At 36.1% G+C, this 25,265-nt stretch carries 27 protein-coding genes; 9 read left to right on the top strand and 18 right to left on the bottom strand.

Annotation, left to right across the window (positions count from 1 at the left end; translation table 11 throughout):
* Window positions 1-108 precede the first annotated feature (108 nt).
* Window positions 109-555 (top strand): FixH family protein, encoded by a 447-nt coding sequence (locus tag JF259_RS11435; RefSeq protein ID WP_199115464.1) that lies wholly within the window; start codon window positions 109-111, stop codon window positions 553-555.
* Between the two features lies 1 nt (window position 556).
* Window positions 557-1,258, top strand: a complete 702-nt coding sequence (locus tag JF259_RS11430) for a sulfite exporter TauE/SafE family protein (protein WP_199115463.1) — start codon at window positions 557-559, stop codon at window positions 1,256-1,258.
* Window positions 1,259-1,423: 165 nt separating this feature from the next.
* Here JF259_RS11430 and JF259_RS11425 read toward each other — a convergent pair whose 3' ends face one another.
* A complete protein-coding gene (locus tag JF259_RS11425) occupies window positions 1,424-2,257 on the bottom strand; it encodes a universal stress protein (RefSeq protein WP_199115462.1) in 834 nt (277 codons plus the stop codon).
* A gap of 170 nt (window positions 2,258-2,427) precedes the next feature.
* The gene (gene hemN, locus JF259_RS11420) at window positions 2,428-3,792 is read right to left on the bottom strand and encodes an oxygen-independent coproporphyrinogen III oxidase (RefSeq protein WP_199115461.1); all 1,365 of its coding nucleotides are present in this window, start codon (window positions 3,790-3,792) and stop codon (window positions 2,428-2,430) included.
* 132 nt (window positions 3,793-3,924) lie between these two features.
* Between hemN and JF259_RS11415 the strand changes: the two genes are divergently transcribed.
* The gene (locus tag JF259_RS11415) at window positions 3,925-4,551 is read left to right on the top strand and encodes a YceI family protein (RefSeq protein WP_199115460.1); all 627 of its coding nucleotides are present in this window, start codon (window positions 3,925-3,927) and stop codon (window positions 4,549-4,551) included.
* A gap of 148 nt (window positions 4,552-4,699) precedes the next feature.
* Here JF259_RS11415 and JF259_RS11410 read toward each other — a convergent pair whose 3' ends face one another.
* Window positions 4,700-5,086, bottom strand: coding sequence for a hypothetical protein (locus JF259_RS11410; protein WP_199115459.1), 387 nt, complete (start codon window positions 5,084-5,086; stop codon window positions 4,700-4,702).
* A gap of 14 nt (window positions 5,087-5,100) precedes the next feature.
* On the bottom strand, window positions 5,101-7,227 hold the full coding sequence (locus tag JF259_RS11405) for an elongation factor G (RefSeq protein WP_199115458.1): 2,127 nt from the start codon (window positions 7,225-7,227) through the stop codon (window positions 5,101-5,103).
* A 555-nt stretch (window positions 7,228-7,782) separates the two neighbouring features.
* Here JF259_RS11405 and JF259_RS11400 point away from each other — a divergent pair.
* The 4 genes from JF259_RS11400 to JF259_RS11385 all read left to right on the top strand — a co-directional run bounded on the left by JF259_RS11400 (window position 7,783) and on the right by JF259_RS11385 (window position 10,600).
* Window positions 7,783-8,400: a YqaA family protein gene (locus tag JF259_RS11400; protein WP_199115457.1), complete on the top strand. Its 618-nt coding sequence runs from the start codon at window positions 7,783-7,785 to the stop codon at window positions 8,398-8,400.
* Window positions 8,401-8,467: 67 nt separating this feature from the next.
* Window positions 8,468-8,758, top strand: coding sequence for a DUF3817 domain-containing protein (locus JF259_RS11395; RefSeq protein WP_199115456.1), 291 nt, complete (start codon window positions 8,468-8,470; stop codon window positions 8,756-8,758).
* Window positions 8,758-10,005 carry a mechanosensitive ion channel family protein gene (locus JF259_RS11390; protein ID WP_199115455.1) on the top strand — a complete coding sequence of 416 codons (1,248 nt, stop codon included), beginning with the start codon at window positions 8,758-8,760 and terminating at the stop codon, window positions 10,003-10,005. The genes JF259_RS11395 and JF259_RS11390 overlap by 1 nt, the downstream gene beginning before the upstream one ends.
* A gap of 124 nt (window positions 10,006-10,129) precedes the next feature.
* A complete protein-coding gene (locus tag JF259_RS11385) occupies window positions 10,130-10,600 on the top strand; it encodes an ASCH domain-containing protein (protein ID WP_199115454.1) in 471 nt (156 codons plus the stop codon).
* Window positions 10,601-10,809: 209 nt separating this feature from the next.
* Here JF259_RS11385 and leuB read toward each other — a convergent pair whose 3' ends face one another.
* The 6 genes from leuB to JF259_RS11355 all read right to left on the bottom strand — a co-directional run bounded on the left by leuB (window position 10,810) and on the right by JF259_RS11355 (window position 17,023).
* A complete protein-coding gene (leuB, locus tag JF259_RS11380) occupies window positions 10,810-11,868 on the bottom strand; it encodes a 3-isopropylmalate dehydrogenase (protein ID WP_199115453.1) in 1,059 nt (352 codons plus the stop codon).
* 34 nt (window positions 11,869-11,902) lie between these two features.
* Window positions 11,903-13,423 (bottom strand): alpha-isopropylmalate synthase regulatory domain-containing protein, encoded by a 1,521-nt coding sequence (locus JF259_RS11375; RefSeq protein ID WP_199115452.1) that lies wholly within the window; start codon window positions 13,421-13,423, stop codon window positions 11,903-11,905.
* A gap of 2 nt (window positions 13,424-13,425) precedes the next feature.
* The gene (leuD, locus tag JF259_RS11370) at window positions 13,426-14,022 is read right to left on the bottom strand and encodes a 3-isopropylmalate dehydratase small subunit (RefSeq protein ID WP_199115451.1); all 597 of its coding nucleotides are present in this window, start codon (window positions 14,020-14,022) and stop codon (window positions 13,426-13,428) included.
* 86 nt (window positions 14,023-14,108) lie between these two features.
* Complete coding sequence (gene leuC / locus JF259_RS11365; protein WP_199115450.1) at window positions 14,109-15,503, bottom strand: 3-isopropylmalate dehydratase large subunit; 1,395 nt, start codon at window positions 15,501-15,503, stop codon at window positions 14,109-14,111.
* Between the two features lie 230 nt (window positions 15,504-15,733).
* Window positions 15,734-16,120, bottom strand: a complete 387-nt coding sequence (locus JF259_RS11360) for an acyl-CoA thioesterase (protein WP_199115449.1) — start codon at window positions 16,118-16,120, stop codon at window positions 15,734-15,736.
* A gap of 15 nt (window positions 16,121-16,135) precedes the next feature.
* On the bottom strand, window positions 16,136-17,023 hold the full coding sequence (locus JF259_RS11355) for a DUF72 domain-containing protein (RefSeq protein WP_199115448.1): 888 nt from the start codon (window positions 17,021-17,023) through the stop codon (window positions 16,136-16,138).
* Window positions 17,024-17,154: 131 nt separating this feature from the next.
* Here JF259_RS11355 and JF259_RS11350 point away from each other — a divergent pair, with 131 nt between their 5' ends.
* Window positions 17,155-17,571 (top strand): glyoxalase, encoded by a 417-nt coding sequence (locus tag JF259_RS11350; protein ID WP_199115447.1) that lies wholly within the window; start codon window positions 17,155-17,157, stop codon window positions 17,569-17,571.
* Between the two features lie 22 nt (window positions 17,572-17,593).
* On the opposite strand, the gene JF259_RS11345 is transcribed toward JF259_RS11350, so the two are convergent.
* Together JF259_RS11345 and JF259_RS11340 are read right to left on the bottom strand one after the other, a co-directional pair.
* Entirely contained in the window at window positions 17,594-18,271 is a 678-nt protein-coding gene (locus JF259_RS11345) for a DUF2461 domain-containing protein (RefSeq protein ID WP_199115446.1), read from the bottom strand.
* A gap of 67 nt (window positions 18,272-18,338) precedes the next feature.
* Window positions 18,339-19,115 (bottom strand): tRNA pseudouridine synthase A, encoded by a 777-nt coding sequence (locus JF259_RS11340; RefSeq protein ID WP_199115445.1) that lies wholly within the window; start codon window positions 19,113-19,115, stop codon window positions 18,339-18,341.
* A gap of 96 nt (window positions 19,116-19,211) precedes the next feature.
* Here JF259_RS11340 and JF259_RS11335 point away from each other — a divergent pair, with 96 nt between their 5' ends.
* Window positions 19,212-19,631, top strand: coding sequence for a hypothetical protein (locus tag JF259_RS11335; RefSeq protein ID WP_199115444.1), 420 nt, complete (start codon window positions 19,212-19,214; stop codon window positions 19,629-19,631).
* A 63-nt stretch (window positions 19,632-19,694) separates the two neighbouring features.
* Here JF259_RS11335 and hisIE read toward each other — a convergent pair whose 3' ends face one another.
* From hisIE to hisC, 6 genes are all read right to left on the bottom strand, one after another.
* The gene (gene hisIE / locus JF259_RS11330; protein WP_199115443.1) at window positions 19,695-20,288 is read right to left on the bottom strand and encodes a bifunctional phosphoribosyl-AMP cyclohydrolase/phosphoribosyl-ATP diphosphatase HisIE; all 594 of its coding nucleotides are present in this window, start codon (window positions 20,286-20,288) and stop codon (window positions 19,695-19,697) included.
* Between the two features lie 21 nt (window positions 20,289-20,309).
* Window positions 20,310-21,065 carry an imidazole glycerol phosphate synthase subunit HisF gene (hisF, locus tag JF259_RS11325; protein WP_199115442.1) on the bottom strand — a complete coding sequence of 252 codons (756 nt, stop codon included), beginning with the start codon at window positions 21,063-21,065 and terminating at the stop codon, window positions 20,310-20,312.
* Window positions 21,066-21,129: 64 nt separating this feature from the next.
* Window positions 21,130-21,864: a 1-(5-phosphoribosyl)-5-[(5-phosphoribosylamino)methylideneamino]imidazole-4-carboxamide isomerase gene (gene hisA, locus JF259_RS11320; RefSeq protein WP_199115441.1), complete on the bottom strand. Its 735-nt coding sequence runs from the start codon at window positions 21,862-21,864 to the stop codon at window positions 21,130-21,132.
* A gap of 153 nt (window positions 21,865-22,017) precedes the next feature.
* Window positions 22,018-22,599 (bottom strand): imidazole glycerol phosphate synthase subunit HisH, encoded by a 582-nt coding sequence (gene hisH / locus JF259_RS11315; RefSeq protein WP_199115440.1) that lies wholly within the window; start codon window positions 22,597-22,599, stop codon window positions 22,018-22,020.
* A 64-nt stretch (window positions 22,600-22,663) separates the two neighbouring features.
* Window positions 22,664-23,797 (bottom strand): bifunctional histidinol-phosphatase/imidazoleglycerol-phosphate dehydratase HisB, encoded by a 1,134-nt coding sequence (gene hisB, locus JF259_RS11310; RefSeq protein WP_199115439.1) that lies wholly within the window; start codon window positions 23,795-23,797, stop codon window positions 22,664-22,666.
* Window positions 23,798-24,167: 370 nt separating this feature from the next.
* On the bottom strand, window positions 24,168-25,250 hold the full coding sequence (hisC, locus tag JF259_RS11305; RefSeq protein WP_233164233.1) for a histidinol-phosphate transaminase: 1,083 nt from the start codon (window positions 25,248-25,250) through the stop codon (window positions 24,168-24,170).
* Between the last annotated feature and the right edge of the window lie 15 nt (window positions 25,251-25,265).

The following is a 25,265-nucleotide window of genomic DNA, read 5'->3' as shown; positions in this document are numbered from 1 at the left end:
TAACAACTATTAAAAACAAATATTCGAGGGCTTAACCTCAAACAATAGTGAGAATAGAAAAGTAAGAATTAATTAAAAACGAGGTTCTGTTTATACAGAAAAAAGCATATGAAATTTAATTGGGGAACTGGAATAGTAATGGCGTTTATGGGCTTTATAAGCTTTATTATGTATTTTATAATTACTATGAACGTTAATGACAAATACGATCATGATTTAGTAACCGAAGATTATTATAAAGCAGAACTAGAATATCAAAATGACATAAATAAACTAACAAATGCAAAAGATCTAAGCCAAAACATTAGTTACAAAAAAACGAATGAAGGCTTGCTTATTTTGTTTCCTAACAATATTGAATCTAAAGACATTACAGGAAAAGTGTTCCTATATAGACCATCTAACAAACAATTAGATTTTGAAACTAACATTTCAATTTCTAAACCACATTTGCTCATACCTGACAAACGTTTGGTAGATGGTCGCTGGAACATTAAAATTGATTGGCAATATAAAGGAAATTCTTATTTATATAAGGAATCCATAAATTATTAATATGCTAGTTTCTGCATTGGCGTTAGGTTTATTGGGAAGTTTTCACTGCATAGGCATGTGTGGCCCTATAGCCTTTATGTTACCTGTAGATCGAAGCAATGTTTACAAGAAAACATTTCAAATTGTCATTTATCACGTCGGGCGATTACTTGCCTATAGCTTGATAGGAGGTGTTTTTGGACTGGTTGGTAAAAGTTTATATCTATTTGGGTTCCAACAACAATTATCCATCGCCATTGGCATTTTAATGATCGTTTTGGTAATTGTTCCTGAAACAACCTGCAATAGATATAATGTATCTAAACCCATTTACAAACTAATTGCTAAGGTTAAAACGAGATTGGGTAAAGCTTTAAAGAGAAAAACAACCGATACGTTTTTAACCATTGGTTTTCTTAATGGCTTTTTGCCTTGCGGTTTGGTATATATGGCCTTGTTTGGAGCCATTGCCGGAGGCAATGCTTTACAGGGAAGTATTTATATGGCTACTTTTGGAATCGGAACGATACCTTTAATGACTACTGTACTTTATTTTAGTCATTTGTTAAAAGGGACCACGAGACAAAAAATCCAAAAGGCTATCCCTGCTTTCGTAATTCTTATTGGCATGCTATTTATCCTTCGCGGTCTTGGATTGGGTATCCCCTACCTCTCTCCCGCTCCCGTTTTAGATATGGTTAATGGTACTATGGAATGTCATTAACCCTTGTTTAATTAAGCGTTTCTGGAAATAACGATTTTTTTGAAACGAACTATCCTCGAGACTAGCCGTCGCGGAATTCTTTTGATTAAAAAAAGAGCAATTTAACATCAAATTGCCCTTTTATCGCTATTAATCAACACTAATAAGCTGTGTTTATTCAGCTTATTATATTTTAAACGTCATAACAGGAAGCTTTGCATGATTCGTGATATCTTCACCTATACTGCCTTCAAAAAAGTGAGACAGGCCTTTTCGTCCATGGGTTGGTATTGCAATCAAATCAGCACTAATTTTATTAGCAAAATTCAAAATACCATCTTCGGCAGTATAATCAGAGACATAGTTTACATCTTGGAGCCTGTTTAAATCTACATCGGCTTTTTTTAGGAAATTAGTAACATCAGCTTCTATCTCAGCGGTATTCTTAAAACGTTCGTTAGGAAGGTTTACATATACCAAATGCATTTTCGATCCCATCTTCTCAAACACCTTTACTGCGTTAATATAAGGCCTAATGGACTCTTCGGAGAAATCACAGGCAAAGACTACTTCCTTAAAGTTAACTTCTGGAATATTGTTTTTAATCACCAAAACAGGAATATCGGCATGTCGCACTACGCGCTCTGTGTTAGAACCGATAAAAAATTCCTTAACACCACTAACCCCATGCGAACCCATAACAATAAGATCGGCGTCGTTCTTTTTTGCAACATCGTTTACCTCGCTAAACACTTTAAAGTGCTTTACAATTGGAATTATATTAATACCTTTTAAATAATCCTTATCAAGAAACGCCTCAAATTTTTGTTCTGCCAGTTTAAAAAAATAGGCTGCTTTCTGATTTTGAAGTCCTTCAGAAGCCGTTAACATAATATCGGACATTTCTAACATATGTAAAGCCAAGACTTCCGCATCATATTGCTTTGCCAATTGCGCAGCCGTCTTTAAAGCATACTCAGAATGTTCAGAGAAATCTATAGGTACAATAATTTTTTTCATGAGTTTAATTTTAATTATTAAAAAATAACTTGTTTAAAATTAAAGAATATACGATTGTTTCGCTTCCTTTCATCTTATATTCAAATTACTTTAATACTATTCGCATAGTAAATATATCAATTAATATCAAAACTATCGATCAACATAGTCCCTATCTTACTTTTATTAGGTTAAACCGTCATAGAAAACAACTGTACATCAGGTTGTTTACGTTGCAATAACAAATCGAAAGCCATACATATATTTCTAACATAGGGTTGACCTTTTTCAGTTACTTCTATGGTTTGTGAACCAATATGAAGCAGTCCATCTGTTTCCATTTCCTTTAATCGTATTAAAACTTCAGGTAGCTCATTAAAATATAATCGACCATCTGTCCATGCTGTCTTAAAACGACACATTAAATTAAGGATATGTTTACGTATAACCAGATCTTCATCATTTAAAATATGCCCACGGTAAACTGGTAATATGTTTTCTTTCAATAAATGATAATAGGATTCAAGCCCTTTAACGTTCTGGGAGAACCCATACCAACTATCACTAATCGAAGAAACCCCCAAGCCTATCATCGCTTGTGTTTTTGATGCTGTATACCCCATAAAGTTTCTGTGCAAACTACCATTGTGCATCGATTTGTATAACGAATCGGTTGCTAACGCAAAGTGATCCATTCCAATTTCATGGTAGCCAACTTCGGTAAGTAGTGCTTTCCCAAATTCGTATTGTTCCCTTTTTAATGCTGCCGATGGTAAATCCGAATCTTTAAATCCGCGCTGTCCGTTACCTTTTATCCAAGGCACATGCGCATAACTATAAAATGCCAGACGATCGGGCAATAGCACCTTTGTTTTTAAAATGGTTTGCTTTACATGTTCTAAAGTTTGAAACGGCAACCCAAAAATAATATCATGACCTATCGATGTGTAACCTATCTCCCTTGCAAGTTCTGTGGCGCGTTTAACATTTTCGAAAGGTTGTAATCTATGTATCGCCTTTTGAACCGTTTCATTATAATCCTGAACACCGTAGCTCACACGTCTAAAGCCAAGATCGTAAAGTGCTTGTAAATGCTCTCTTGTCGTATTATTGGGATGGCCTTCAAAACTAAATTCATAAGCTTCAGCTAATACAGACTTATTTAAGATGCCCTGTATTAAGCGCTTTAAATTGTCCGGACTAAAAAAAGTGGGGGTTCCTCCCCCAAGGTGCAGCTCTTTTATAATCGGTTTCTCATTAAACAATGCCAAGTATAAGTCCCATTCTTTTAAAACTGCACTAATATAAGGAGACTCAACGCTATGTTGCTTTGTTATACGCTTATTACAGCCGCAAAAAGTGCATAAACTTTCACAAAAAGGCAAATGGATATACAAACTAATCCCCTCTTTGGAATTACTTTCCTTAAAAGAAGTGATTAACGACGATTTCCAATGTTTTAAGGAATAGGTGTCTTTATTCCAATACGGCACTGTTGGATAACTGGTATAGCGAGGCCCCGCTACATTATATTTATTTATTAACGTTTTTAACATACCTAACAATTTGGTGTCAAAAGTATGGCATAGCTATATAAAAAAACATGATATTTATCAGTCAGAAAATAGTGATTCACATATTAGTTAATTAAATTTGGGACATTATTTAATAAACAATAAAACAAAACAATGAAGAAAGTAACATTCCTTTTATCTGCCTTATTACTAATTTCTACAATAAGTTGTAAAAAGAAAGCATCCAAAACAGAAACCGAAACAGCTGTTGAAACTGTAGCTGTGGAAAAATTTGTTGTTAAACCTGAAGCTACAGCCGTAAAATGGACTGCTTACAAAACCACTGAGAAAAAACCTGTTGGCGGTGAGTTTACCGTTTTAAAATTTGACAATAAAGAAGGTGCTTCCGCTCAAGAAGCTTTAAATAATTTAAATTTTTCTATTCCCGTTAGTAGTTTATTTACTAAAGATGAAAGTAGAGATACTAAATTAAAGGCCTCATTTTTTGGTGCTATGCTTGATACGGATATCTTAAAAGGCACTATTAAATACACTAATAACTCTTGTGTAGCCAGCATTACCATGAACGGTGTAACGCACGATTTACCATTGGACGTTAAGATCACAGAAGAAAGACGTGTAACCATGACTGGGACAATGAACCTTGCTGATTGGGATGCACTAGGAGCATTAGAAACCCTAAACAAAGCCTGTTTCGATCTTCACAAAGGTCCTGATGGCGTGAGCAAGACCTGGGAAGATGTTGCCATAGAAGTGAGTACTTTTCTCCGTAAAAGCTAAGAGCTATATAACCTAAATAATATAGGCTACATAATTTTATGTGGCCTTTTTTTGTATTATACAATAATTTTAATCACCAAAACCCCACCATCAACCCTGCGACAATGGGGTGTTAACAACTAATACTGATTATTAAAACCTCTTGTAATTACAGCCATTGGCTAAAGAACCCCATCATTTCTTCTTTAAGGTCATAATGTAATTTAATGTACTGTCGCATGTCTTCTTTTAAAGGCTTTTGTTTGTGCAACAAACTACCGTCAATGGACTCGTTATAATCGACCGCTATTAAGGCATTCATTTTATTTTTACAGCGGTGCATGAGTTTTGAGATCTCATTGCGCTCTATTTCGATTCTGTTTTGAAAATTTTCGATTTGCTGCATGGCGCGCTTATCGTATTCCCTTGAGGCTATTTCCTCTAGTTTTTCTTCAAAGCTGTCCATTTCGCTAAAATGGAAACGGAGCTCGCGCTTCCAGGTTTCTAAATTAAATTTTAGGTCACTTAAATAGGATACTTTAGTTTGAATTTGCATGATGTTTGTTTATTCTAAATTTTTATTTCTTCTAAGGCTACTTGTTTAATAAAGTCGTTCTGTACATTAGCGGGTACCGATTCGTAAGAGGTGAACACCGAACTAAAGGTGGCCCTTCCCTGTGTTAAGGATCGCAATGCGGTGGAAAAGCCATACAGCTCGGATGCCGGGCAGGTACACTTTAATACCTGGTAATTCCCTTCGCTTTCAATCCCTTGGATAATGGCGCGTCGGGTTTGTAAGTCCGTCATCACATTACCTACCATATCCTCGGGAACTTTAACAGTCAGCCTATTCGTAGGCTCCAATAGCTTGGGATTAGAATTTAAAAAGGCCTCTTTAAAGGCATAGGCTCCGGCAATTTTAAAGGAGATGTCGTTAGAGTCTACGGGATGCATTTTACCGTCGTAGACTATCACCCGTACGTCGCGTATAAACGATTTGGTGAGCGGACCGGACTCCATGACTTCCAGTACACCTTTCATTATCGATGGCAAATAGCGCTGGTCTATGGCACCACCTACAATACAGTTATAGAATACTAAGGTGCCGCCCCAAGGCAATGCCACAATTTCCTTGCCTCTTATATTAAAACCTTCCGGTTCTTCAAGCCCTTCGTACCAAGGTTCTATCTTAAGGTGTACCTGAGCAAACTGCCCGGCACCTCCCGATTGTTTTTTGTGCCTGTAGTTGGCTGTAGACGAGCGCTGTACGGTCTCCCTATAGGCAATCTTCGGCTTTTTAAATTCCGCTTCAATGTTGTATAAATGTTCCAACATCCACCTTATGGTAGCCAAATGCAATTCACCCTGACAGCTTAACAGCAGCTGTTTGGTTTCCTTTGAAAAGGCAATTATTACCGTAGGATCCTGGCTGTTTAGTTTCTTTAGTGCCTCATTCAATTTTTCATCATCATTCTTGCTGAGTGCGGAAACCACTTTAGTAATCCTGGAGTCGGGATACTTAATGGGTTTTAGCGTTACCTGATGGCCTTTATAGCAAAGCGTATCGCCTGTTTCAGTGTATTTCAGCTTTAAGGTGGCACCGATGTCGCCTACAGCCAGTTTGTTAACGGTACTGCGGTTTTTGCCATCCATAATAAACAACTGGTTCATGATTTCGGTTTCCCCGTTATTGGAGTTGACAAACTTGTCGTTAACATTAACAGTACCGGACATGACTTTAAAAAAGGTGACCTGCCCCAAATTAGGTTGGTGAAAGGTTTTAAAAATAAACAAGGTGGTGGGGACTGCCTTGTCGGATACTATCGTTTTACCCTCAATGCTTTGTTCGGGCTTGAGATCGGCCGTAGCGGGTGCTACATTATCGATAAAACCCATTAACCTGCCTGTGCCCATATCGTTAAGTGCGGAAACACAAAACACAGGGAACAGATCGTGGTTGGTCATACCCATTTTAATCCCCTGTCGCATTTCATCTTCGTTCAGCGTACCTTTGTTAAAGAAAATTTCCAACAGTTCTTCGTCGTTTTCAGCGGCTTTCTCCACCAGTTCATTGTGAAGCGTATCGGCTTTTTCCTTTTCGGAATCCGGGATATCTAATTTCTCAGGCTTCCCTCCCTGTGGCGGAAACTTATAAAGTTTCATTTTAAGAACGTCTATTAAACAAAAAGCCCCATCGATAACAATGGGGTACTGTACTTTGACAACGTTATTGCCTACAAGCTTTTTGATGCTTGCAAAGCTTTGTTCGAAGTCGGCGTTGACATGATCCAATTGATTGATGACAAACAACATGGGTTTGTGGTATTTGTCAATATAGTTCCATATGATCTCTGTACCGATCTCACAGCCATTTTTGGCATTGATAACGTTAACAACAGTATCAGCCACCCTAATGGATGAAATAATCTCACCAATAAAGTCATCCAATCCTGGAGTGTCGATAATATTAATCTTGTAATTACGCCATTCTGTATGTAGTGGTGTTGCAAAAACCGATATACCACGTTCGTGCTCTATCGCATGGTAATCGGAAATCGTGTTGTGTTCTTCTACGGTTCCTCGCCTGTTTATGAGCCCAGCTTCGAAGAGCATGGTCTCAGCCAGTGTTGTTTTTCCGCTGCCATGAGCACCAACAAAAACAACATTTTTGATGTGTTTTTCGTCGTAAATTTTCACTCGTTTAGATTTTAGTTAATTATTTGATTATATAGTAATTATAAAATTGAGAACGTGCGCAACCGCTTCACTCTCACTTTATAAATTTTAAGCATACCCTCTTTCGAAGCTATTTTTAAAATTAATTAATACTCGTTTCATTGACATTAATTTTGTAGATTACTGGAATTAAGTAAGTTATAAAAAATATACGTGTTTAGAAATAATTTTTTGTTTTTATTTGATGTTAAGAGGTTACTTCATATTTCCTGTTTCAGCTGAAACACTACTAAGGTACCTACAAAAAGTAGAGGATAAAATGACATATGTCATCTTAATGGACTAAATTATGCTTTGCCACGAATACACGAATATTTTTTTGATCCTGTCATTCGTGAATTTGTGATGATAAAAATTCTTGGAAGCAAGAGAGTGTTTAAGTTTTAACTAACGAGCAAAAAAGATTAAATGAAATTCCCGAGATGTCCCTCATACATGTTAAATAATCTTAAAAATCCCTTATAAGACCGCTCTTATCCCTTATATTTGCACTTTGCAAAAAACAGGTGCAAACACATGAAAGGAAAGTTAAAAAATAAAACCGAAAAATCACGTATTCAGTTATTGCATCAGTATTATAGTTATACGGGATTTTATAGTTTTGTTTGGCAAGCTGTTAGAAAGGCTTTGCCTGTTATTGTGCTTTTGGTTGTTGGTATTTACTGTTTAAATCATTTTTTTGATATTAATGCGGCATTGGTACGTCTTACAGAAACCTTACCAGTATACGGTGTGCTAATCTTCTTTTTTGTTTCTGAAACACTGTTGGGCCTAATACCCCCCGAAATTTTTATAGCTTGGTCTGGAAAAATGCACAGTCCGTGGTTGTACTTGTCTGTTCTTGCATTTGCTTCTTATGTTGGGGGCTTATTATCGTATTGGATTGGTGTTGCGATTACCAAAATTCCGACTGTACATGACTATTTAGAAGTTAAAATGGCTAAGCAGCTTAAGAACTCCAGAAAATGGGGTGGTTTCCTTATTGTTGTTGGAGCACTGCTCCCATTGCCGTTTTCTATGTCCTGTATCGCTGCTGGTATTATTGCTTTTCCGTTTAAAAATGTAGTGCTGTTCGGTTCCTTACGCTTGTTGCGCTTTTTGGCTTACGGGCTTATTATTTTCCATATATTTTAAAAAAGTCTTAAAAGCTATATGTTTTAAATTGCTGTACTGTATTTTTGCAGCTTAAAAATAATGCTTTATGGTTTCATTTATTAGTATATTTAGAATTGTAGCTTTTCTAGAAGGGCTTTCTTATATTTTATTGTTGTTTATAGCCACTCCAATTAAATACATGCTCGACGATCCACAATATGTTAAGTTGTTGGGTATGCCGCATGGTTTATTGTTTATGGGGTACATAGTACTAGCTATTATGTTGAAGAAAGATTTTGAGTGGAATACAAATCAATTTGGAGGTGTTCTATTGGCTGCTATCATTCCATTTGGCACTTTTTATATTGATAGAAAATATCTAAAACCTGTTAAGTAATGGAATCTGTTAAACATTTACTTTATGATTACCTAGTATCTGTTGGAACGAACGAAACAGCTGCAAAATATTTAAACATGCTGCTGTTGCTTATTGGTTTACTTATTATTATTTTTATAATAGACTTTATTATTAGAAAACTGCTTATTGGTTTATTTTCCCAGTTTGCAGCAAAGTCTAAAACTAATTTTGACGACTTACTTGTAGCCAACAAAGCACCGCGAAATATCGCCCATATCATTCCGCTTTTAATAGCTTTAGAATTTGTTCCAATTGTTTTAATCGATTTTCAGTATTATGAAAATATCGTAGAAAAAGGTCTAAAAGTATTTGGTATTATACTAGCCTTATGGATCGTTAGAAGCTTTTTAAATACCGTTAAAGATTATCTAAAGACGCTTAGCCAATTTAAGGACAAACCGGTAGCGAGCTATATTCAGGTGTTTATGATTTTTGCTTGGGTAATTGGTATCTTTTCTGCTTTTGCCATAGTTACCAATATTGAATTCATTGAATTCATGGCTAGTCTTGGTGCAGCTTCGGCAATTATTTTACTTGTTTTTAAAGATACTATCTTAGGATTTGTTGCCAGTATTCAGGTTTCTATTAACGATATGGTACGCATTGGGGATTGGATCACTTTTGAAAAATACGGTGCCGATGGCGATGTTGTTGAAATTACTTTGGCTACCGTAAAGGTTCAGAATTTTGACAAGACCATAACTACCATTCCTACTTACGCCCTAATATCTGATTCTTTTAAAAATTGGCGTGGTATGACCAGCTCGGAGGGGCGTCGTATTAAACGTGCTCTTTATATTAATCAGCAAGGTGTTAAGTATTTAACGGAAGCTGATGTAGAAAAATTAAAAGGTGTACAGTTAATTACCAAATACCTGGAATCAAGACAGGCTGATATCCAAACTTACAACCAATCACATGATGTGGACAAAAACATGTTGTTAAATGGTCGCAATCTTACTAATATAGGGGTATTTAGAAAATACATTGATAGTTACTTAAAGCAGCATTCTGCTATTAATAAAGACATGATGATTATGGCACGTCAGCTAGCCCCTACTACACAAGGAATCCCTATGGAAATCTATGCGTTTAGCAGTGATAAACGTTGGGAAAATTACGAGTATATTATGTCGGATATTTTCGATCACCTTATAGCAGCACTTCCCTATTTTGATTTGGAGATTTTTGAATTGCCGAGTAATTCGTCGTTTAAAGCTCCTTAACTAAAGAATATCTTGATATCAACTATCAATTCTTTTATATTAAAGTAAGTTCTAGGATAAAGAAAAATGTTTTCACTTTTGCTTACATTTGATTCTTAGAGATTACTTAAATCACCTTTCTTCAATGACAAAAACTACTCATAGTTCTGCACAAGCACTGTGGCAAGGATTTATCCAAAATAACCCCGAATATAAAAATAAACCTTTGCCAGTCGTTTGCTACTTTTGTGACAACCAACTGGATGCTGATACCTGTGCGCAATTGACTGTTGAAGGCATCAAACAAGCTACATCAACTTCTTTGTGGTGGTTTGAAACATATAAGGAACCGCTTCCTCAAAATGGAGACCTTTATATAATAACAAATTGGAATGGCCAAGCCAAAGCAATTATTCAAACAACCAAAGTTGAACAAGTGCCATTTAAGGACATCACTCCGGAATACGCCCACATTGAAGGGGAAGGCGATAAATCATTAGATTATTGGAAAAAAGTACACTGGGATTACTACGGCAGGGAAATGAAAGCTAAAGGCTCAGAACCAACAGAAGACATGATTATAGTCTGCGAGTATTTTAAAACGGTTTGGAAATAGTATTTACATCTCGACTGCGCTCGATGTATCAATTCTAAATGAAGTCAAAATAAGATAGATCTTTTCGGCTTATGGATTCATTCCTGTACAGGAATGACATGATTTTTCATAAAATAGCAGTCTAATTCGGGTAATCTGATATTAGAAAAACATTCAAAAAAAGTGAGCCCATTTGGACTCACTTTTCTATAAATTTATGTCAATACGGCTTAGACATTAGCTGCTAACCAATCACCTACTTCCTTAGTACCATAAGCTTTTCCTCCGTCGGCAAGATCTTCAGTTACGATACCTTCTGCCAGGGCTTTGTTTACAGCATCTCTAATCGCTTTTCCTTCTTCCGGAAGGTTAAATGCTGTTTCGAACATCATAGCTGCAGATAAAACTGTTGCCATAGGATTCGCTATATTCAAACCAGTAGCTTGTGGATAGGATCCGTGAATAGGTTCGAACAAAGCAATATCGGCTCCCATAGATGCTGATGGCATTAATCCCATAGAACCAGAAATTACAGACGCTTCATCGGTTAGAATATCTCCAAACAAGTTCTCTGTAATTAACACATCGTAGCTGTTAGGCCATTGTACCAAGCGCATGGCTACGGCATCCACAAATTCGTAGCTTACTTCTACCTCTGGGTAATCCTTTTCCATAGCCTGTACAGTTTCTCTCCACAAACGCGACGTTTCCAAAACATTGGCTTTATCGACACAGCATAATTTTTTAGAGCGCGACATGGCTAATTCAAAACCCTTTTTAGCTAAACGTTGTACTTCTTTCCTAGTATATACACAATTGTCATATGCAGTTTCACCTTCATCTCTTCTTCCTTTTTCACCAAAGTAAATACCGCCCGTCAATTCACGTAAAAAGACCAAATCGGTACCTTCTATACGTTCTTGTTTTAGGGGTGACTTATCTAAAAGTGAAGGAAATGTAAACGTTGGGCGTACATTGGCAAACAAGCCTAATTTCTTACGCATTTTAAGTAAACCTTGTTCTGGACGTACTGGTGCAGATGGATCGTTATCGAATTTTGGATGGCCAATGGCTCCAAACAATACAGCATCGGCATTCGCACATACCTCGTGAGTTTCATCGGGATATGGTTCGCCAACGGCATCGATAGCTGCTGCTCCTGTTAAGGCAGGTTTCCAAGTGATTTCATGTCCAAACTTCTTTGCTACGGCATCACTAACTTTTACGGCTTGTTCTATTACTTCTGGTCCTATACCGTCTCCGGCTAAAAGGGCTATGTTAAATTTCATTTGCTCGTTTTATATAAATTTTATGTTCTCTTAATTAATAAAATATGTTTAGCATTTTTTCGGTTGCTTTGATAGCAGAAACGGTTTGATCGGAATCTAGACCACGGGTTTTAAATTCTTTGTCTTGATTCTTCCATGTGATTATCGTTTCACATAAAGCATCAGAATGACTTCCCGGCGGAATTCTCACTGCATAATCGATAAGTTCTGGTAATACTAAATTTTTCTGTTTAAAAATGTTACGTATGGCATTCATAAAGGCATCAAATTGACCGTCACCAGATGCATTTTCCTCAAAGGTTTTCCCTTCAATGGTCATAGCAACAGTAGTTGAAGGTCGTAAGCCCTTTGAGTGTGTCAACACATAGGATTCTACTTTTACCTTTTCTTCATGGGTATAGCGATCCAGTACATCGGAAATGATATAGGGCAAATCCTCTTTGGTAACCACTTGCTTTTTGTCTCCCAGTTCGATTATACGTTGTGTTACTTTTCGCAAATCGTCATCATTTAACTGTAAGCCTAATTCTTGTAAATTCTTTTGAATATTGGCTTTACCAGAAGATTTTCCTAAGGCATACTTTCGTGTCCTACCAAAGCGTTCAGGCAATAAATCACTAAAATAGAGGTTTTTTTTGTTATCGCCATCGGCATGAATTCCAGCTGTTTGTGTAAAAACATTGGCGCCTATAACAGGCTTGTTAGCCGGAATCATCACACCCGAAAAGTTCTCAACCAGTTTACTTACAGTATACAGCACTTTTTCGTTTACATTTATTTCCACATCGGGCATAAAGTCGTTAATAACGGCTATGGTACTAGCCATAGGGGCATTTCCTGCCCGTTCGCCCATACCATTAATGGTTAAGTGCAACCCATTAGCACCTGCTTTTATGGCTTCCATTACATTGGATACGCCTAGATCATAATCATTATGGGCATGGAAATCAAAATGAGTATTTGGGTATTTGTCTTTTATTTCTTTAATAAATTCATAGGATTCTTTTGGTGTTAAAATACCCAAGGTATCTGGTAGCATAATACGCTTAACAGGTTGGGTCGCCAAGAATTCTAAAAACTCAAATACATAATCTTTGGAATTACGCATGCCATTGCTCCAATCTTCAAGATAAATATTGGTTGCAATACCGCGTTCGTTTGCAAGTTTAATATTTTCAGATATCTCACTAAAGTGCTGATCTGGTGTTTTTTTAAGCTGATGAGTTAAATGATTTAATGAACCTTTAGTCAATAAATTTTGAACCTTAGCGCCTGCCTCTATCATCCAATCTAACGATACCCCATTATCGACAAAGGTTAACACCTCTATTGCGTCTATACAATCATATTCTTTGGACCATTGGGTAATATCCTTTACGGCTTGAAACTCTCCTTCTGATACTCTGGCTGATGCAATTTCTATACGATCTACCTTTAGTTCTTCAAGTAAAAGTTTAGCTATGGTTAACTTTTCAGAAGCAGAAAACGACACACCCGATGTTTGTTCGCCATCGCGTAATGTCGTATCCATTATTTCTAATCTGTGTGTAGCCATTGTTATAGCAACAAACCGTTTGCAAACGTTTCTATTTCACCTTTCATATTTTGCAAATAGTCTATATCGTCGAAACCATTTAACATGTTTTCTTTTTTATAGCTATTTATATCGAATGATTCTTGTGCACCAGTAGCTGCAATAGTAATGGTTTGATTTTGTAGGTCTACAACTATTTCAGTATTGGGGTCGTCGTAGATAGCATTAAATATTTGTTCTGAAAATTCTGGACTTACCTGTACGGGTAATACACCAATATTTAAACAGTTGTTTCTAAAAATATCTGCAAAGAAACTAGATACTACACAACGGAATCCATAATCGTAGATAGCCCATGCAGCATGCTCTCTTGATGAACCTGATCCGAAGTTTTTACCTCCTACCAAGATTTTTCCACTATAAATAGGATTGTTTAATACAAAACTTTCTTTAGGGGTGTTATCGTCGTTATAACGCCAGTCACGAAATAAATTGTCTCCAAAGCCTTCGCGTTTTGTTGCCTTTAAGAAACGTGCTGGTATAATTTGATCGGTATCTACATTCTCTAAAGGTAATGGTACCGCTGTGCTTGTTAATACATTAAATTTATCGTAAGCCATTTTTTGAAAGTTTAAAGTTTAAAGTTTAAAGTTTAAAGCCTTTGAACGCCCTCTTTAACTTTTAACTATTCATTTTTAATTTTTAATTACAAAAGTGTTCTCGGATCGGTAACAACGCCAGTAACAGCTGCAGCTGCAGCAACCAAAGGACTTGCTAACAAGGTTCTGGAACCAGGCCCTTGACGTCCTTCAAAGTTTCTGTTAGAAGTACTTACCGCATATTTTCCTGCCGGTACTTTATCGTCATTCATGGCCAGACAAGCCGAACATCCTGGTTGTCTTAATGCAAAGCCAGCTTCTGTTAAAACATCCAAAATACCTTCTTCCTTAATCTGATCTTCTACTTCATGTGATCCCGGAACTAACCAAGCGGTAATGTGTTCTGCTTTTTTCTTTCCTTTTACTATGGATGCAAAAGCACGAAAATCTTCAATACGTCCATTAGTACAACTTCCCAAGAACACATAGTCTACCTTTTTACCAATCATGGAATCATTTTCGTGGTATCCCATATAATCCAAGGATTTTTTATAGGTAGCAACACCACCTTCTACAGCTTCTGCATTCGGAATATGCTTCGATATACCGATACCCATTCCCGGATTGGTTCCGTAGGTTATCATGGGTTCAATATCACTTGCACTAAATGTTAATTCTTTATCGAATGTAGCATCATCATCTGTTCTCAAGGTTTTCCAGTGTGCTACTGCAGTATCCCATGCTTCACCTTTTAGAGACAATGGTTTGTCTTTTAAGTAAGTAAACGTTGTTTCGTCTGGAGCGATCATACCGCCACGTGCTCCCATCTCAATAGACAAGTTACATACGGTCATACGTCCCTCCATGGTCATATTTTCAAACACATCTCCAGCATATTCTACGAAATAACCAGTTGCTCCTGATGTTGTTAGTTGTGAAATGATATATAAGGCAACATCTTTAGGTGTTACGCCTTTACCTAATTGTCCATTAACATTAATACGCATCTTTTTAGGCTTTGGCTGCATAATACACTGTGTAGACAAAACCATCTCTACTTCGGAGGTTCCAATACCAAATGCAATGGCTCCAAAAGCACCATGTGTAGAGGTGTGTGAGTCTCCACAAACAATTGTAGCTCCTGGGAAGGTAATGCCATTCTCAGGTCCTACAACGTGTACAATACCATTTTTTCTATGTCCTAAACCCCAGTGGCTAATACCATGCTCATTAGAATTATCTTCTAGGGCCTTTAATTGGTTTGCAGATAAGGGATCTTGCACAGGCAAGTGCTGGTTTATAGTAGGTGTATTGTGATCGGCTGTCGCAAAGGTTCGCTCTGGATACAACACTTTTAATCCTCTATTTTTTAAGCCTAAAAAGGCTACAGGACTCGTTACTTCATGAATGAAATGACGGTCGATAAAAAACACATCCGGTCCACCTTCAATCTTTCTTACAACATGGGAATCCCATACTTTGTCAAACAATGTCTTGCTCATAAATATCTTTAATTTTGTATTAAAACTTATACATGTCTACTGAAATTAAGCAGCATAAGCTATAAGAGCAACAAATTTATAAAAAACTGTATTTTATTGCAGCTATTTAAATGTTTAAGATGCTTTGGTATTAAATTTTTATAAAATTACCAATAGATGATATATAAATTGAATTAAATTCAATAGAATATTAAAATCACTTATAATTTTTAAAGTGGGATTTCTAGCATTTATTCCAATCTGTCAGCCACATATTCTATATGGGTTTTCCCATGTGGTTTGGGCTTTCCATCGGTATCTAAATTAACCATTACGATATTTGAAATGGTAATTATGGTTTCTCTGGTCATTTTATTTCTAACCTCACAACTTAATGTAAGCGATGCTGTTCCAAATTTTACAACCTCTATACCTATTTCAATAATATCACCTTCTCTAGCTGAAGCCCTAAAATCTATTTCGCTCATGTATTTGGTAACTACCTTCTGGTTTTCCAATTGAATGATGGTATACAGTGCAGCTTCTTCGTCAATCCATTCTAAAAGACGACCACCAAATAATGTTCCGTTTGGGTTTAAATCTTCTGGTTTAACCCATTTTCTTGTGTGAAATCTCATGTTTTGTGTTTCTATTTAAAGTAATGTCTGTTGTTCCTGTTCATTAGGAACCTTTAAGGTATATCCTAATTGTTCATTGATCTTTTTAATGAAATAGGCAGATAATAGTGGAGATTCTTTTTCTATGTTTTGATGTATAAAAAAATCGATCTCTTTAATACCTTCCCCCTTCCAATAGTTAATACGTTCTATCCAATCGTCTAAACGGCTGTAATCACTTGGATGATTGGCTCCAACATAGCGTACAAATGCTGTTGCGTTTGTTAGTCGCATATGCAATAAATCACGTCTCCCCGCTGTGTCTACAATAACATTTCCAATATTATTGTCCTCTAAAAGTTGATATAACGCTTTAGCAACCGAGGCATCGTTATACCAATCGGTATGCCTAAACTCAATTGCCAACGGCAACTCTTTTGGCCAGGCTTCTACAAACTGTATTACCCTATTAAAATCTTTAGGTGCAAAATTATTATGCATTTGTAAAAATATAGTTCCTAATTTTTCTTTTAGATTGATTGCATTGTATAAATAGTTGTCAACAACTTCTTTGGTTTCGTTTAAACGTTTCCAATGACTAATTTCCTGGTTCAGTTTAGGGAAAAACTTAAATCCATCGGGTGTTTTTTTATACCATGTCGCAAATTGCTCAGCTGGAAATATTCTGTAAAAAGTAGCATTGAGCTCTATTGCATTGAATTGCGAGGCATAATACACCAATTCATCTTTTGTTCCTCTGGGATAGAATCCTTTAAGATCTGCCCTATTCCATTTGGCACAACCTACGTATATCTCAGGAATGTTATCGTCCTTATACTTGTTTAGAACAGTTTTGGTCTTAGGGTGGTCGGGCGGTAATGTGAAATCTATAATCTCGGGGTTATCTACAATTCCAAATTTCATATCGTTACAGGCTCTTTTTTGAGGATTTAAAGATAGGAAAATTGTTGTTGTTAATAAGGTCGTTGATAATTATAAGGGTGGCTCTCCCCAATGCGTACCAATAATCTCTAAATTTAGTAAAACTCTTAATCATGAATACACGACATCTTAACCTAAAAAGTATTCGTCCGGAAGTCCCTGAAGCCACAATTAACGACAGCATGAGTTCTGACGAACGATTCCAAAATCAGGTTTTAAGACCTGTTATCAAGCTTCAAAATGACCTTTTGATAGAGGTGTTTAAAAATTATGCCAATAAGCACAAATCTGTTTTTTATGGATTAAAACTGGATAAACGTATCGATTACATTGAAAACGCCATTCAACGTGATATGAAATTCAGAAATTCCTTAAAAGGGATTGTTATCGGACAATTTACAGTGGAAGAATATTTGATATACATCCAAAATTCTTCTGCCCTTAACAAGCGTATGATGCAACTTGTTAAGGAGCGTTTAATTAATAACATCCAACTTTTAGAAAAGCCAGAGTTGCTGGCCGTTGTTTAAAATTAGGCTTAAAAGTTATTGGTTAGATAAGAGAGACCCCGTTTAAGTCGGTTGTAAGTACATCGCTCATGTAATCAAAATATGGACGTATGGCTTTGAATGCTTGATCGACTTCGTTAATAAAATTGGCATCTAGCACTTCTTTATCGGTAAATTTCTTAACAAAAATGTATTGCTTCTTTTTTATTAAATCAATGGCCTCATGGTCTTTACTAAATCCCTTGGGTGCTGTTTTTACTTCATCACCAACAAAATCGCCCCAAACACTTTTAAATTGCTTTTCGTTTATGATATCTCGAATTTCCTGATCGTCCATTTCAAATTCCTTTCTTATTCGCAAAAGGTCTTCTTTAGCTGGTTCCCAAAATCCTGTAGCAATAAAGCTTTCATTGTTAGGCTGAATATGTAAATAATAGCCACCACGCAATTTAGGTTTGGTGCGGTGAAACGAACCTCCAAAATGCGTTTTGTAGGGGAGTTTATTCTTTGAAAAACGTACGTCACGGTATATTCTAAAAAGCTTAAGCTTGTCTATGTCGTCATGTTTATTAAGGTTTTCCAAAACGGCATTATAAACTTGCTTTATATCGGCTTCAATAGCCTTAAATTCTTTCTTGTGATCATTGAACCAATCGCGATTGTTGTTTTTTTCTAAATTCTTGAAAAATGTAAATACTTCTTTTTGAACCGTAGCTCCCATAGCAGTTTGGATTATATTGAAATGTATTTGTATGTTTTAGGATTGTAAATTACAAAATGCCTAGAGATTATTCAAACTCAATCTTGTTTAAAATAAGCCCAGATGCAGGTGCTATATATTCCATTCTTAAAGTACTATCAGGCTTTAAACTATTTTTAATATCCTCGAGACTTAATTTGCCCTTTCCTAAATCGATAAGCGTTCCCATCATTAACCGGATTTGGTTACGCATAAACCCCTTGCCCCTTACGCGTAGTATATAACTGTGCTTGGGAAAATAGTTGGCTTGATAAATTGTGTTTTCTACTAGTTCGCATGTTAAAATTTCACGATCATATATACCATTATCGGTAGGACGAAAACAGTAGGATTTAAAATTGTGCGCGCCTTCAAAAAGTTTTGCTCCCTGCTTCATTAATTCTATATCCAAATCGTCAAGAATGGTAGTCATTATAGGCGCACAAAACGGGTGGCACTTTTCCCCACAGGTGAACAAATAAATATACTCTTTGATTTTTGAGTGCTTTATAATGTTAAATTTAGCATCAACTTCACGGATGCCAGTAGCCCGGATGTCTTGTGGTAAATTATGATTAAACAAAGCCAAAAAAGCATCCAGATCTTTGATTGGCTCAAATAAGAACAACTCGAAAGCTGCATTTTCAGCCGAAACCATGGCGTCGGTTCTACCAGATCCCAAACTTTTAAAGCGCTTACCATCAAGAATAAAGTTTAAGGTTCGATCGATCATTAAGTGTAACGTTTTTACATTAGGTTGCTTTTGCCAACCATGAAAACGATATCCTAAATATTGAATAGTAATGACATAAAAATACTTCTTCATTATATTTTTTAAAGAGGCGGAAAATTAAGGTAATTATTAATTGTGACAAAAATTTTATAATTTGTATTACTTTTCACTAACTAAAAACTATCAATTATGAATTTAAACAATGGTAACAAGCCCACTATTTGGTTTTGGGCAGTAAGTGTTATTGCGCTTTTTTGGAATGCCATGGGCGTTGATCAATATTTAGGACAGGCCTATGAAACAGAGCGATGGCAAGCTTCAATGACGCCTGAGCAATTAGAACTGGCTTCCAGTTTACCAGCTTGGATAACTGCCGCATTTGCGATTGCTGTTTTTTCTGCAACAATTGCCAGTATTGGCCTTTTACTTAGAAAAGGATGGGCTTATCCCCTATTCGTACTCTCTTTTATTGCTGTTGTAATACAGATGGGGTACTTTTTTGCCAAAGGTATTGTAGATAACATGGGAATGACTATTTCCATTATTGTTTTTGCCTTATTATTAGTTTGGTTTTCTAAGTACTCAAAAGCTAAAAAATGGATAAATTAATTTGAAATAGACCAACCAAAGTTTGATGAGGCATTGTTGTTTAACCAATACAATGCCTCTGTTTTATTTATGCCTACCCTTTAATTCGTTTTCAATATCTTTTAAACTAAATCCTTTCGCCTGTAAGAGCATTAAATAATGAAATAGCAGATCTGCAGATTCATATAAAAACAGCTCATCATTGTTATCCATGGCTTCAATAACGGTTTCAACGGCTTCCTCTCCTACTTTTTGGGCTACTTTGTTAATACCTTTGGCAAATAAACTAGCTACATACGATGTATTAGTGTCTTTGTTGGCAACACGTTCTTCGATAACAGTCTCTAGTGTCGATAAAAAGCCATAAGACGATGTGTTGGCTTCTCCCCAGCAGGTATCAGTTCCCTTATGACATGTGGGGCCTACAGGGTTTACCTGTAACAATAAGGTGTCATTGTCACAGTCATTTTTTATGTCTACTAAATTTAAAAAATTACCACTTTCTTCTCCTTTGGTCCATAAGCGCTGTTTGCTTCTACTATAGAAGGTAACTTGCTTGGTTTCTATGGTTTTGTTATAGGCTTCTTCGTTCATGTAGCCCAACATCAACACATTTTTTGTTGTTGCATCTTGAATGATTGCGGGAATCAAACCTTCGTTATTGTATTTAATATCCATAATTCAATCTTTAGGTGATGCTTAAAGACGCACCTCTATACTGTTATTTTTTAATTCTTTTTTTAAGTCGGGAATCGGAATTTCCCCAAAGTGAAATACACTAGCTGCTAATGCAGCATCTGCTTTACCTATTTTAAAAGTATCTATAAAATGCTGTACATTTCCTGCTCCGCCAGAAGCTATTATCGGAATATTTAGTTCTTCAGACAATCTGGCCAATGCCACATTGGCAAATCCGTTTTTTGTACCATCATGATCCATCGAAGTGAATAATATTTCACCCGCACCACGTTGTTCTACTTCTTTTGCCCATTCGAACAAATCGATATCTGTAGGGATGCTACCACCTGCTAAATGCACTTTCCATTCACCATTAATTTGTTTCGCATCAATGGCGACAACAACACATTGACTCCCAAATTTATCGGCTAGTTCGTTAACCAAATCTGGTCGTTTTACAGCTGATGAATTGATAGATACTTTGTCGGCTCCACACTTAAGGAGGGCGTCAACATCTTCTACCGAAGAAATACCGCCACCAACGGTAAAGGGAATATTAACTTGTTCGGCAACATGTAGCACCATATCGAGGGTCGTTGCCCTTTCTTCTATCGTAGCAGAAATATCCAGAAACACCAATTCGTCGGCGCCTACGGCTGCATATTGTTTTGCTAATTCAACAGGGTCACCTGCATCTCTCAGGTCTATAAAATTAACGCCTTTAACAGTTCGTCCATTTTTGATATCCAAACATGGTATAATACGTTTTGTTAACATGTTTTCAAGTTAGAAGTGAGAAGCAAGAAGTTGTAAATACTTTTAACTTTTGCTTCAGACCTAATTACACAAATTTTTCTAATTGCTTTAAACCGATCCTATTCTCATAGATGGCTTTACCAATTATCACACCTTCACAACCTATTTCCTTAAGCAATGGTAATTCATCAATAGAAGAAATGCCTCCCGAGGCTATTAATTTAATTGATTGCCCCTTGCTGCTATTAGAACAGGCCACGATGATCTCTTTATACAAATCAATCGCTGGGCCTTCGAGCATACCATCCTTAGAAATATCGGTACAAATAACATATTGAATGCCTTTTCTTTGATATGCCTTAATAAAAGGAATGAGGTCTTCTTCACTTTGTTCTGTCCACCCTCCTATGGATATTTTCCCATGGTCGCTATCGGCTCCCAAAATAATTTTTGCTGATCCGTATTTTTCAATCCAACCTTCAAAGACGTCTGGGTTCTTAACCGCAATACTGCCTCCTGTAACTTGACGCGCACCAGAATTAAAAGCAATGTGCAGATCTTCTTTTGCTTTTAACCCGCCGCCAAAGTCAATCTTTAAGCCAGTCTTTGAAGCTATTTGCTCCAATACTTTGTAATTCACGATATGCTGTGCCTTGGCTCCATCAAGATCTACCAAATGCAAGTACTCTATGCCTGCATCTTCAAACGCTTTGGCTACTTCTAGTGGGTTTTCATTGTAAACTTTTTTGGTATCGTAATCCCCTTTCGTTAAGCGAACACATTTTCCGTCGATAATATCTATAGCTGGTATAATTCTCATGTTAATAAGTTTAAAGTTAAAAGTTTAAAGTTTAAAGTTAGTTGTTTTTAATAGTTGAATTTCCTTTTAAGGTGGTCTCTACCTTTTTTGCTTTCAACTTATAATATCTAACTTCATACGTCGTACATCGTAAATTTTACTTTGTACTTAAACCTATAGTTCTAAAAAATTTTGTAATATTCTTTCTCCTGCTAAGCTACTCTTTTCTGGGTGGAACTGCACCCCATAAAAGTTTTTGTGCTGTAAGGCCGAAGCATAATTGACTCCGTAATCGGTTGTAGCAATCGTTTCGGGACAATGATCGGCATAATAACTATGTACAAGATACATATACTCCTTTTCCTTAATACCCATAAACAGCTTAGATTTTAAATCCCTAATCACATTCCATCCCATTTGGGGTACCTTCACTTGATTGTCAAAACGTTTAACAACTGTTTTAAAAACGCCCAAACCTTTTGTATTTCCTTCTTCGGTAAATTCACAGAGTAATTGCATACCCAAACAAATTCCAAGAACGGGTTGTTTTAGTTTAGGAATTAAAGTATCTAACCCCGTTTCTTTTAACATTGCCATAGCACTACTAGCTTCGCCTACTCCTGGGAATATAACTTTATCTGCAGCGATAATTTCCTCTGGATCCTTGGATAAAACGGCATTTACTCCAAGGCGGTTAAAAGCAAACTGAATACTTTTTATATTTCCGGCTCCGTAATCTATAATTACTAATTTCAATTCTTTATTATTAAAAAATTATATACTAAAAGAATAAGTGATTTAACTCCTTAAGTCCTTTATCTTACAATACGCCTTTTGTAGATGGTAATATCATTTTTTCTACATCGCGCTTTACGGCCATTTTGATAGCTTTGGCAAAGGCTTTAAAAATAGCTTCAATTTTATGGTGCTCGTTAATTCCTTCTGCTTTAATATTTAAGTTGCATTTAGCCCCATCGGTAAAGGACTTGAAGAAATGATAGAACATCTCCGTAGGCATTTTACCAATCATTTCGCGTTTAAAATCGGCTTCCCATACTAACCAATTTCTGCCTCCAAAATCTATGGCTGTCTGTGCTAAACAGTCATCCATTGGCAAGCTAAATCCATAGCGCTCAATACCCAATTTATTACCCAAAACGGTGTTAAACAGTTCCCCCAAGGCAATAGCCGTGTCTTCAATCGTATGGTGTTCATCTACTTCTAGGTCACCATCAACTTTAATATCTAGATCCAATTGGCCATGGCGTGCTATTTGGTCAAGCATGTGGTCAAAAAAAGCCAATCCTGTATGGATATTACTTTTTCCTGTTCCATCTAAATTAAGTTTTATAGTAATTTTAGTTTCATTCGTATTTCTAACAATCTCTCCGGTACGATCCTTAGCTTTTAAAAAGGCATATATTTTCTCCCAATCGTTACTCTCTAAGGCTATATATGCTTCCAATTCATCATTTTTTACAGTCGTTTCATCCGTCCCCAAGTGCGTGTTGTCATTAATAAAAATACCTTTTGCCCCAAGATTTTTGGCTAGTTCAACATCTGTAAGCCTGTCTCCAATAACAAAAGAATTTTCTAAATCGTAATCTTCAGAAAAATATTGGGTTAACAAACCTGTATTGGGCTTTCTGGTAGACGCATTTTCCCCGGCAAATGTCTTATCAATAAATTGTTCTTTAAAAGAGATTCCCTCATCTTCAAAGCATTTGATAATGAAATTATGTACTGGCCAAAACGTATCTTCAGGAAATGCTTCTGTCCCAAGTCCATCTTGATTGGTTATCATAACAATTTCGTAATCCAACTCTTTGGCAATTTTACTTAAGTATTGGAATACCTTAGGGTAAAACCGGAGTTTTTCAAAAGAATCGATTTGTTCATCTTCCGTTTCTTTTATAATTGTTCCGTCTCGGTCTATAAATAATACTTTTTTCATCTGTTTAAAATTTTATAGTTTTCTGAAAATGAAGAAACTAAAAATTTCTGCACATTCAGGAATTCGCATAAAAAATTTAATCATGTTGGTGGGTATGCAATGATGAAATTTGTTTATGCTCATTTCACACGTTTAAATTTTAGTAATTAATTGATTTTATTGTAATTATAAAATTAAGAACGTGTGCAACCACTCCTTACACTCGTTCTCTCATTAAAAATTTTAAACATTTCCTTTTGTGAAGTAATTTTTAAAATTTCTTAATGCTCGTTTCATGATTTAACCTCCCTTAACTAATATCAGGGCATTTAATTAATATTTAATTTTCTTTTTAGTTCTAGGCAATTAGGAATCTAACATATGAGTCATATTAAGATTCCGAAATTAACAAAAGTGTTTTTATTAATACTTCATTCTCCTCTGGTGTTCCAATAGTAAGCCTTAAGCAATTATCACATCCGGGTTGTGTAGTTCTGTTACGAATTACAATACCTCTATCTATAAGTTGATTATATCGTTTAGTAGCGTCGTCTACTTTTACTAAAATAAAGTTTGCATCAGAAGGGTAAATCTTTAAAACATAGTTTACAGTTTCTAATTCCGATACCAGTTTTGTACGCTCTTCTAAAATAGTTTTTATTTGATTTGCAGTAACCTCTTTACTACTTAACTGCTCAATTGCCTTTTGTTGTGTTAGTTCATTTACATTATAGGGAGGCTTTATAGCATTTAGCACATTAATTATTTGCGTTGAAGCAAAACAAATACCTAAACGAATTCCCGCCATACCATAAGCCTTAGATAGCGTTTGGGTTACGATTAAATTAGGAAATTCTTCTAACTTTGTTGACCAACTTTCACCGTTTGAAAAATCAATGTAGGCTTCATCTATTACAATGATACCTTTAAAATTGTTTACTAATTCTGTTATGGACTCAGAAGTAAAACTATTACCTGTCGGATTGTTGGGGGAACACAAAAACAGCAACTTACTATTTTTATCTGCCTTACTTAAAATATTTTCTACGTCTGGCTGAAAGTCATCCGTTAACTGTATTTTTTTTATTTCAATCGCATTTAAATTTGCCAACACCTCATACATACCATAGGTTGGTGGCAGAATAAGAATGTTGTCTTGGTTAGGTTCACAAAATACCCTAAAAATGAGGTCTAATACTTCGTCACTTCCATTTCCTAAAAGCATATTCTCTACAGGAATCCCCTTGATATCAGACAGTATTGACTTTACTGTTCGTTGTTTAGGATCTGGGTAACGGTTAACACCATTGTCGAACGGGTTTTCATTGGCATCCAAAAATACCATGGGATCGCTTACGCCCTGAAACTCATCACGAGCCGACGAATATGGTTTTAAAGCCTTAATAGCTGGACGTATTAAGCTTTCTATATCTAGTTTTGTTGTTTTCGTGACAGTCATACAAATTGTATTCATGAGATTCCTACTTTC

Origin of the sequence: Snuella sedimenti (assembly GCF_016428595.1) — a bacterium.
In the GTDB taxonomy this organism is placed as follows: domain Bacteria; phylum Bacteroidota; class Bacteroidia; order Flavobacteriales; family Flavobacteriaceae; genus Snuella; species Snuella sedimenti.
This window is presented reverse-complemented; position numbering and strand designations above follow the sequence as displayed.

What these genes read in the sequence shown, in the direction of transcription:
- JF259_RS11435 (WP_199115464.1), top strand. Translation starts at nt 109, where the DNA reads ATGAAATTTAATTGGGGAACTGGAATAGTAATGGCGTTTATGGGCTTT.
- JF259_RS11430 (WP_199115463.1), top strand. Translation starts at nt 557, where the DNA reads ATGCTAGTTTCTGCATTGGCGTTAGGTTTATTGGGAAGTTTTCACTGC.
- JF259_RS11425 (WP_199115462.1), bottom strand. Translation starts at nt 2,257, where the DNA reads ATGAAAAAAATTATTGTACCTATAGATTTCTCTGAACATTCTGAGTAT.
- hemN (WP_199115461.1), bottom strand. Translation starts at nt 3,792, where the DNA reads ATGTTAAAAACGTTAATAAATAAATATAATGTAGCGGGGCCTCGCTAT.
- JF259_RS11415 (WP_199115460.1), top strand. Translation starts at nt 3,925, where the DNA reads ATGAAGAAAGTAACATTCCTTTTATCTGCCTTATTACTAATTTCTACA.
- JF259_RS11410 (WP_199115459.1), bottom strand. Translation starts at nt 5,086, where the DNA reads ATGCAAATTCAAACTAAAGTATCCTATTTAAGTGACCTAAAATTTAAT.
- JF259_RS11400 (WP_199115457.1), top strand. Translation starts at nt 7,783, where the DNA reads ATGAAAGGAAAGTTAAAAAATAAAACCGAAAAATCACGTATTCAGTTA.
- JF259_RS11395 (WP_199115456.1), top strand. Translation starts at nt 8,468, where the DNA reads ATGGTTTCATTTATTAGTATATTTAGAATTGTAGCTTTTCTAGAAGGG.
- JF259_RS11390 (WP_199115455.1), top strand. Translation starts at nt 8,758, where the DNA reads ATGGAATCTGTTAAACATTTACTTTATGATTACCTAGTATCTGTTGGA.
- JF259_RS11385 (WP_199115454.1), top strand. Translation starts at nt 10,130, where the DNA reads ATGACAAAAACTACTCATAGTTCTGCACAAGCACTGTGGCAAGGATTT.
- leuB (WP_199115453.1), bottom strand. Translation starts at nt 11,868, where the DNA reads ATGAAATTTAACATAGCCCTTTTAGCCGGAGACGGTATAGGACCAGAA.
- JF259_RS11375 (WP_199115452.1), bottom strand. Translation starts at nt 13,423, where the DNA reads ATGGCTACACACAGATTAGAAATAATGGATACGACATTACGCGATGGC.
- leuD (WP_199115451.1), bottom strand. Translation starts at nt 14,022, where the DNA reads ATGGCTTACGATAAATTTAATGTATTAACAAGCACAGCGGTACCATTA.
- leuC (WP_199115450.1), bottom strand. Translation starts at nt 15,503, where the DNA reads ATGAGCAAGACATTGTTTGACAAAGTATGGGATTCCCATGTTGTAAGA.
- JF259_RS11360 (WP_199115449.1), bottom strand. Translation starts at nt 16,120, where the DNA reads ATGAGATTTCACACAAGAAAATGGGTTAAACCAGAAGATTTAAACCCA.
- JF259_RS11355 (WP_199115448.1), bottom strand. Translation starts at nt 17,023, where the DNA reads ATGAAATTTGGAATTGTAGATAACCCCGAGATTATAGATTTCACATTA.
- JF259_RS11350 (WP_199115447.1), top strand. Translation starts at nt 17,155, where the DNA reads ATGAATACACGACATCTTAACCTAAAAAGTATTCGTCCGGAAGTCCCT.
- JF259_RS11345 (WP_199115446.1), bottom strand. Translation starts at nt 18,271, where the DNA reads ATGGGAGCTACGGTTCAAAAAGAAGTATTTACATTTTTCAAGAATTTA.
- JF259_RS11340 (WP_199115445.1), bottom strand. Translation starts at nt 19,115, where the DNA reads ATGAAGAAGTATTTTTATGTCATTACTATTCAATATTTAGGATATCGT.
- JF259_RS11335 (WP_199115444.1), top strand. Translation starts at nt 19,212, where the DNA reads ATGAATTTAAACAATGGTAACAAGCCCACTATTTGGTTTTGGGCAGTA.
- hisIE (WP_199115443.1), bottom strand. Translation starts at nt 20,288, where the DNA reads ATGGATATTAAATACAATAACGAAGGTTTGATTCCCGCAATCATTCAA.
- hisF (WP_199115442.1), bottom strand. Translation starts at nt 21,065, where the DNA reads ATGTTAACAAAACGTATTATACCATGTTTGGATATCAAAAATGGACGA.
- hisA (WP_199115441.1), bottom strand. Translation starts at nt 21,864, where the DNA reads ATGAGAATTATACCAGCTATAGATATTATCGACGGAAAATGTGTTCGC.
- hisB (WP_199115439.1), bottom strand. Translation starts at nt 23,797, where the DNA reads ATGAAAAAAGTATTATTTATAGACCGAGACGGAACAATTATAAAAGAA.
- hisC (WP_233164233.1), bottom strand. Translation starts at nt 25,250, where the DNA reads ATGAATACAATTTGTATGACTGTCACGAAAACAACAAAACTAGATATA.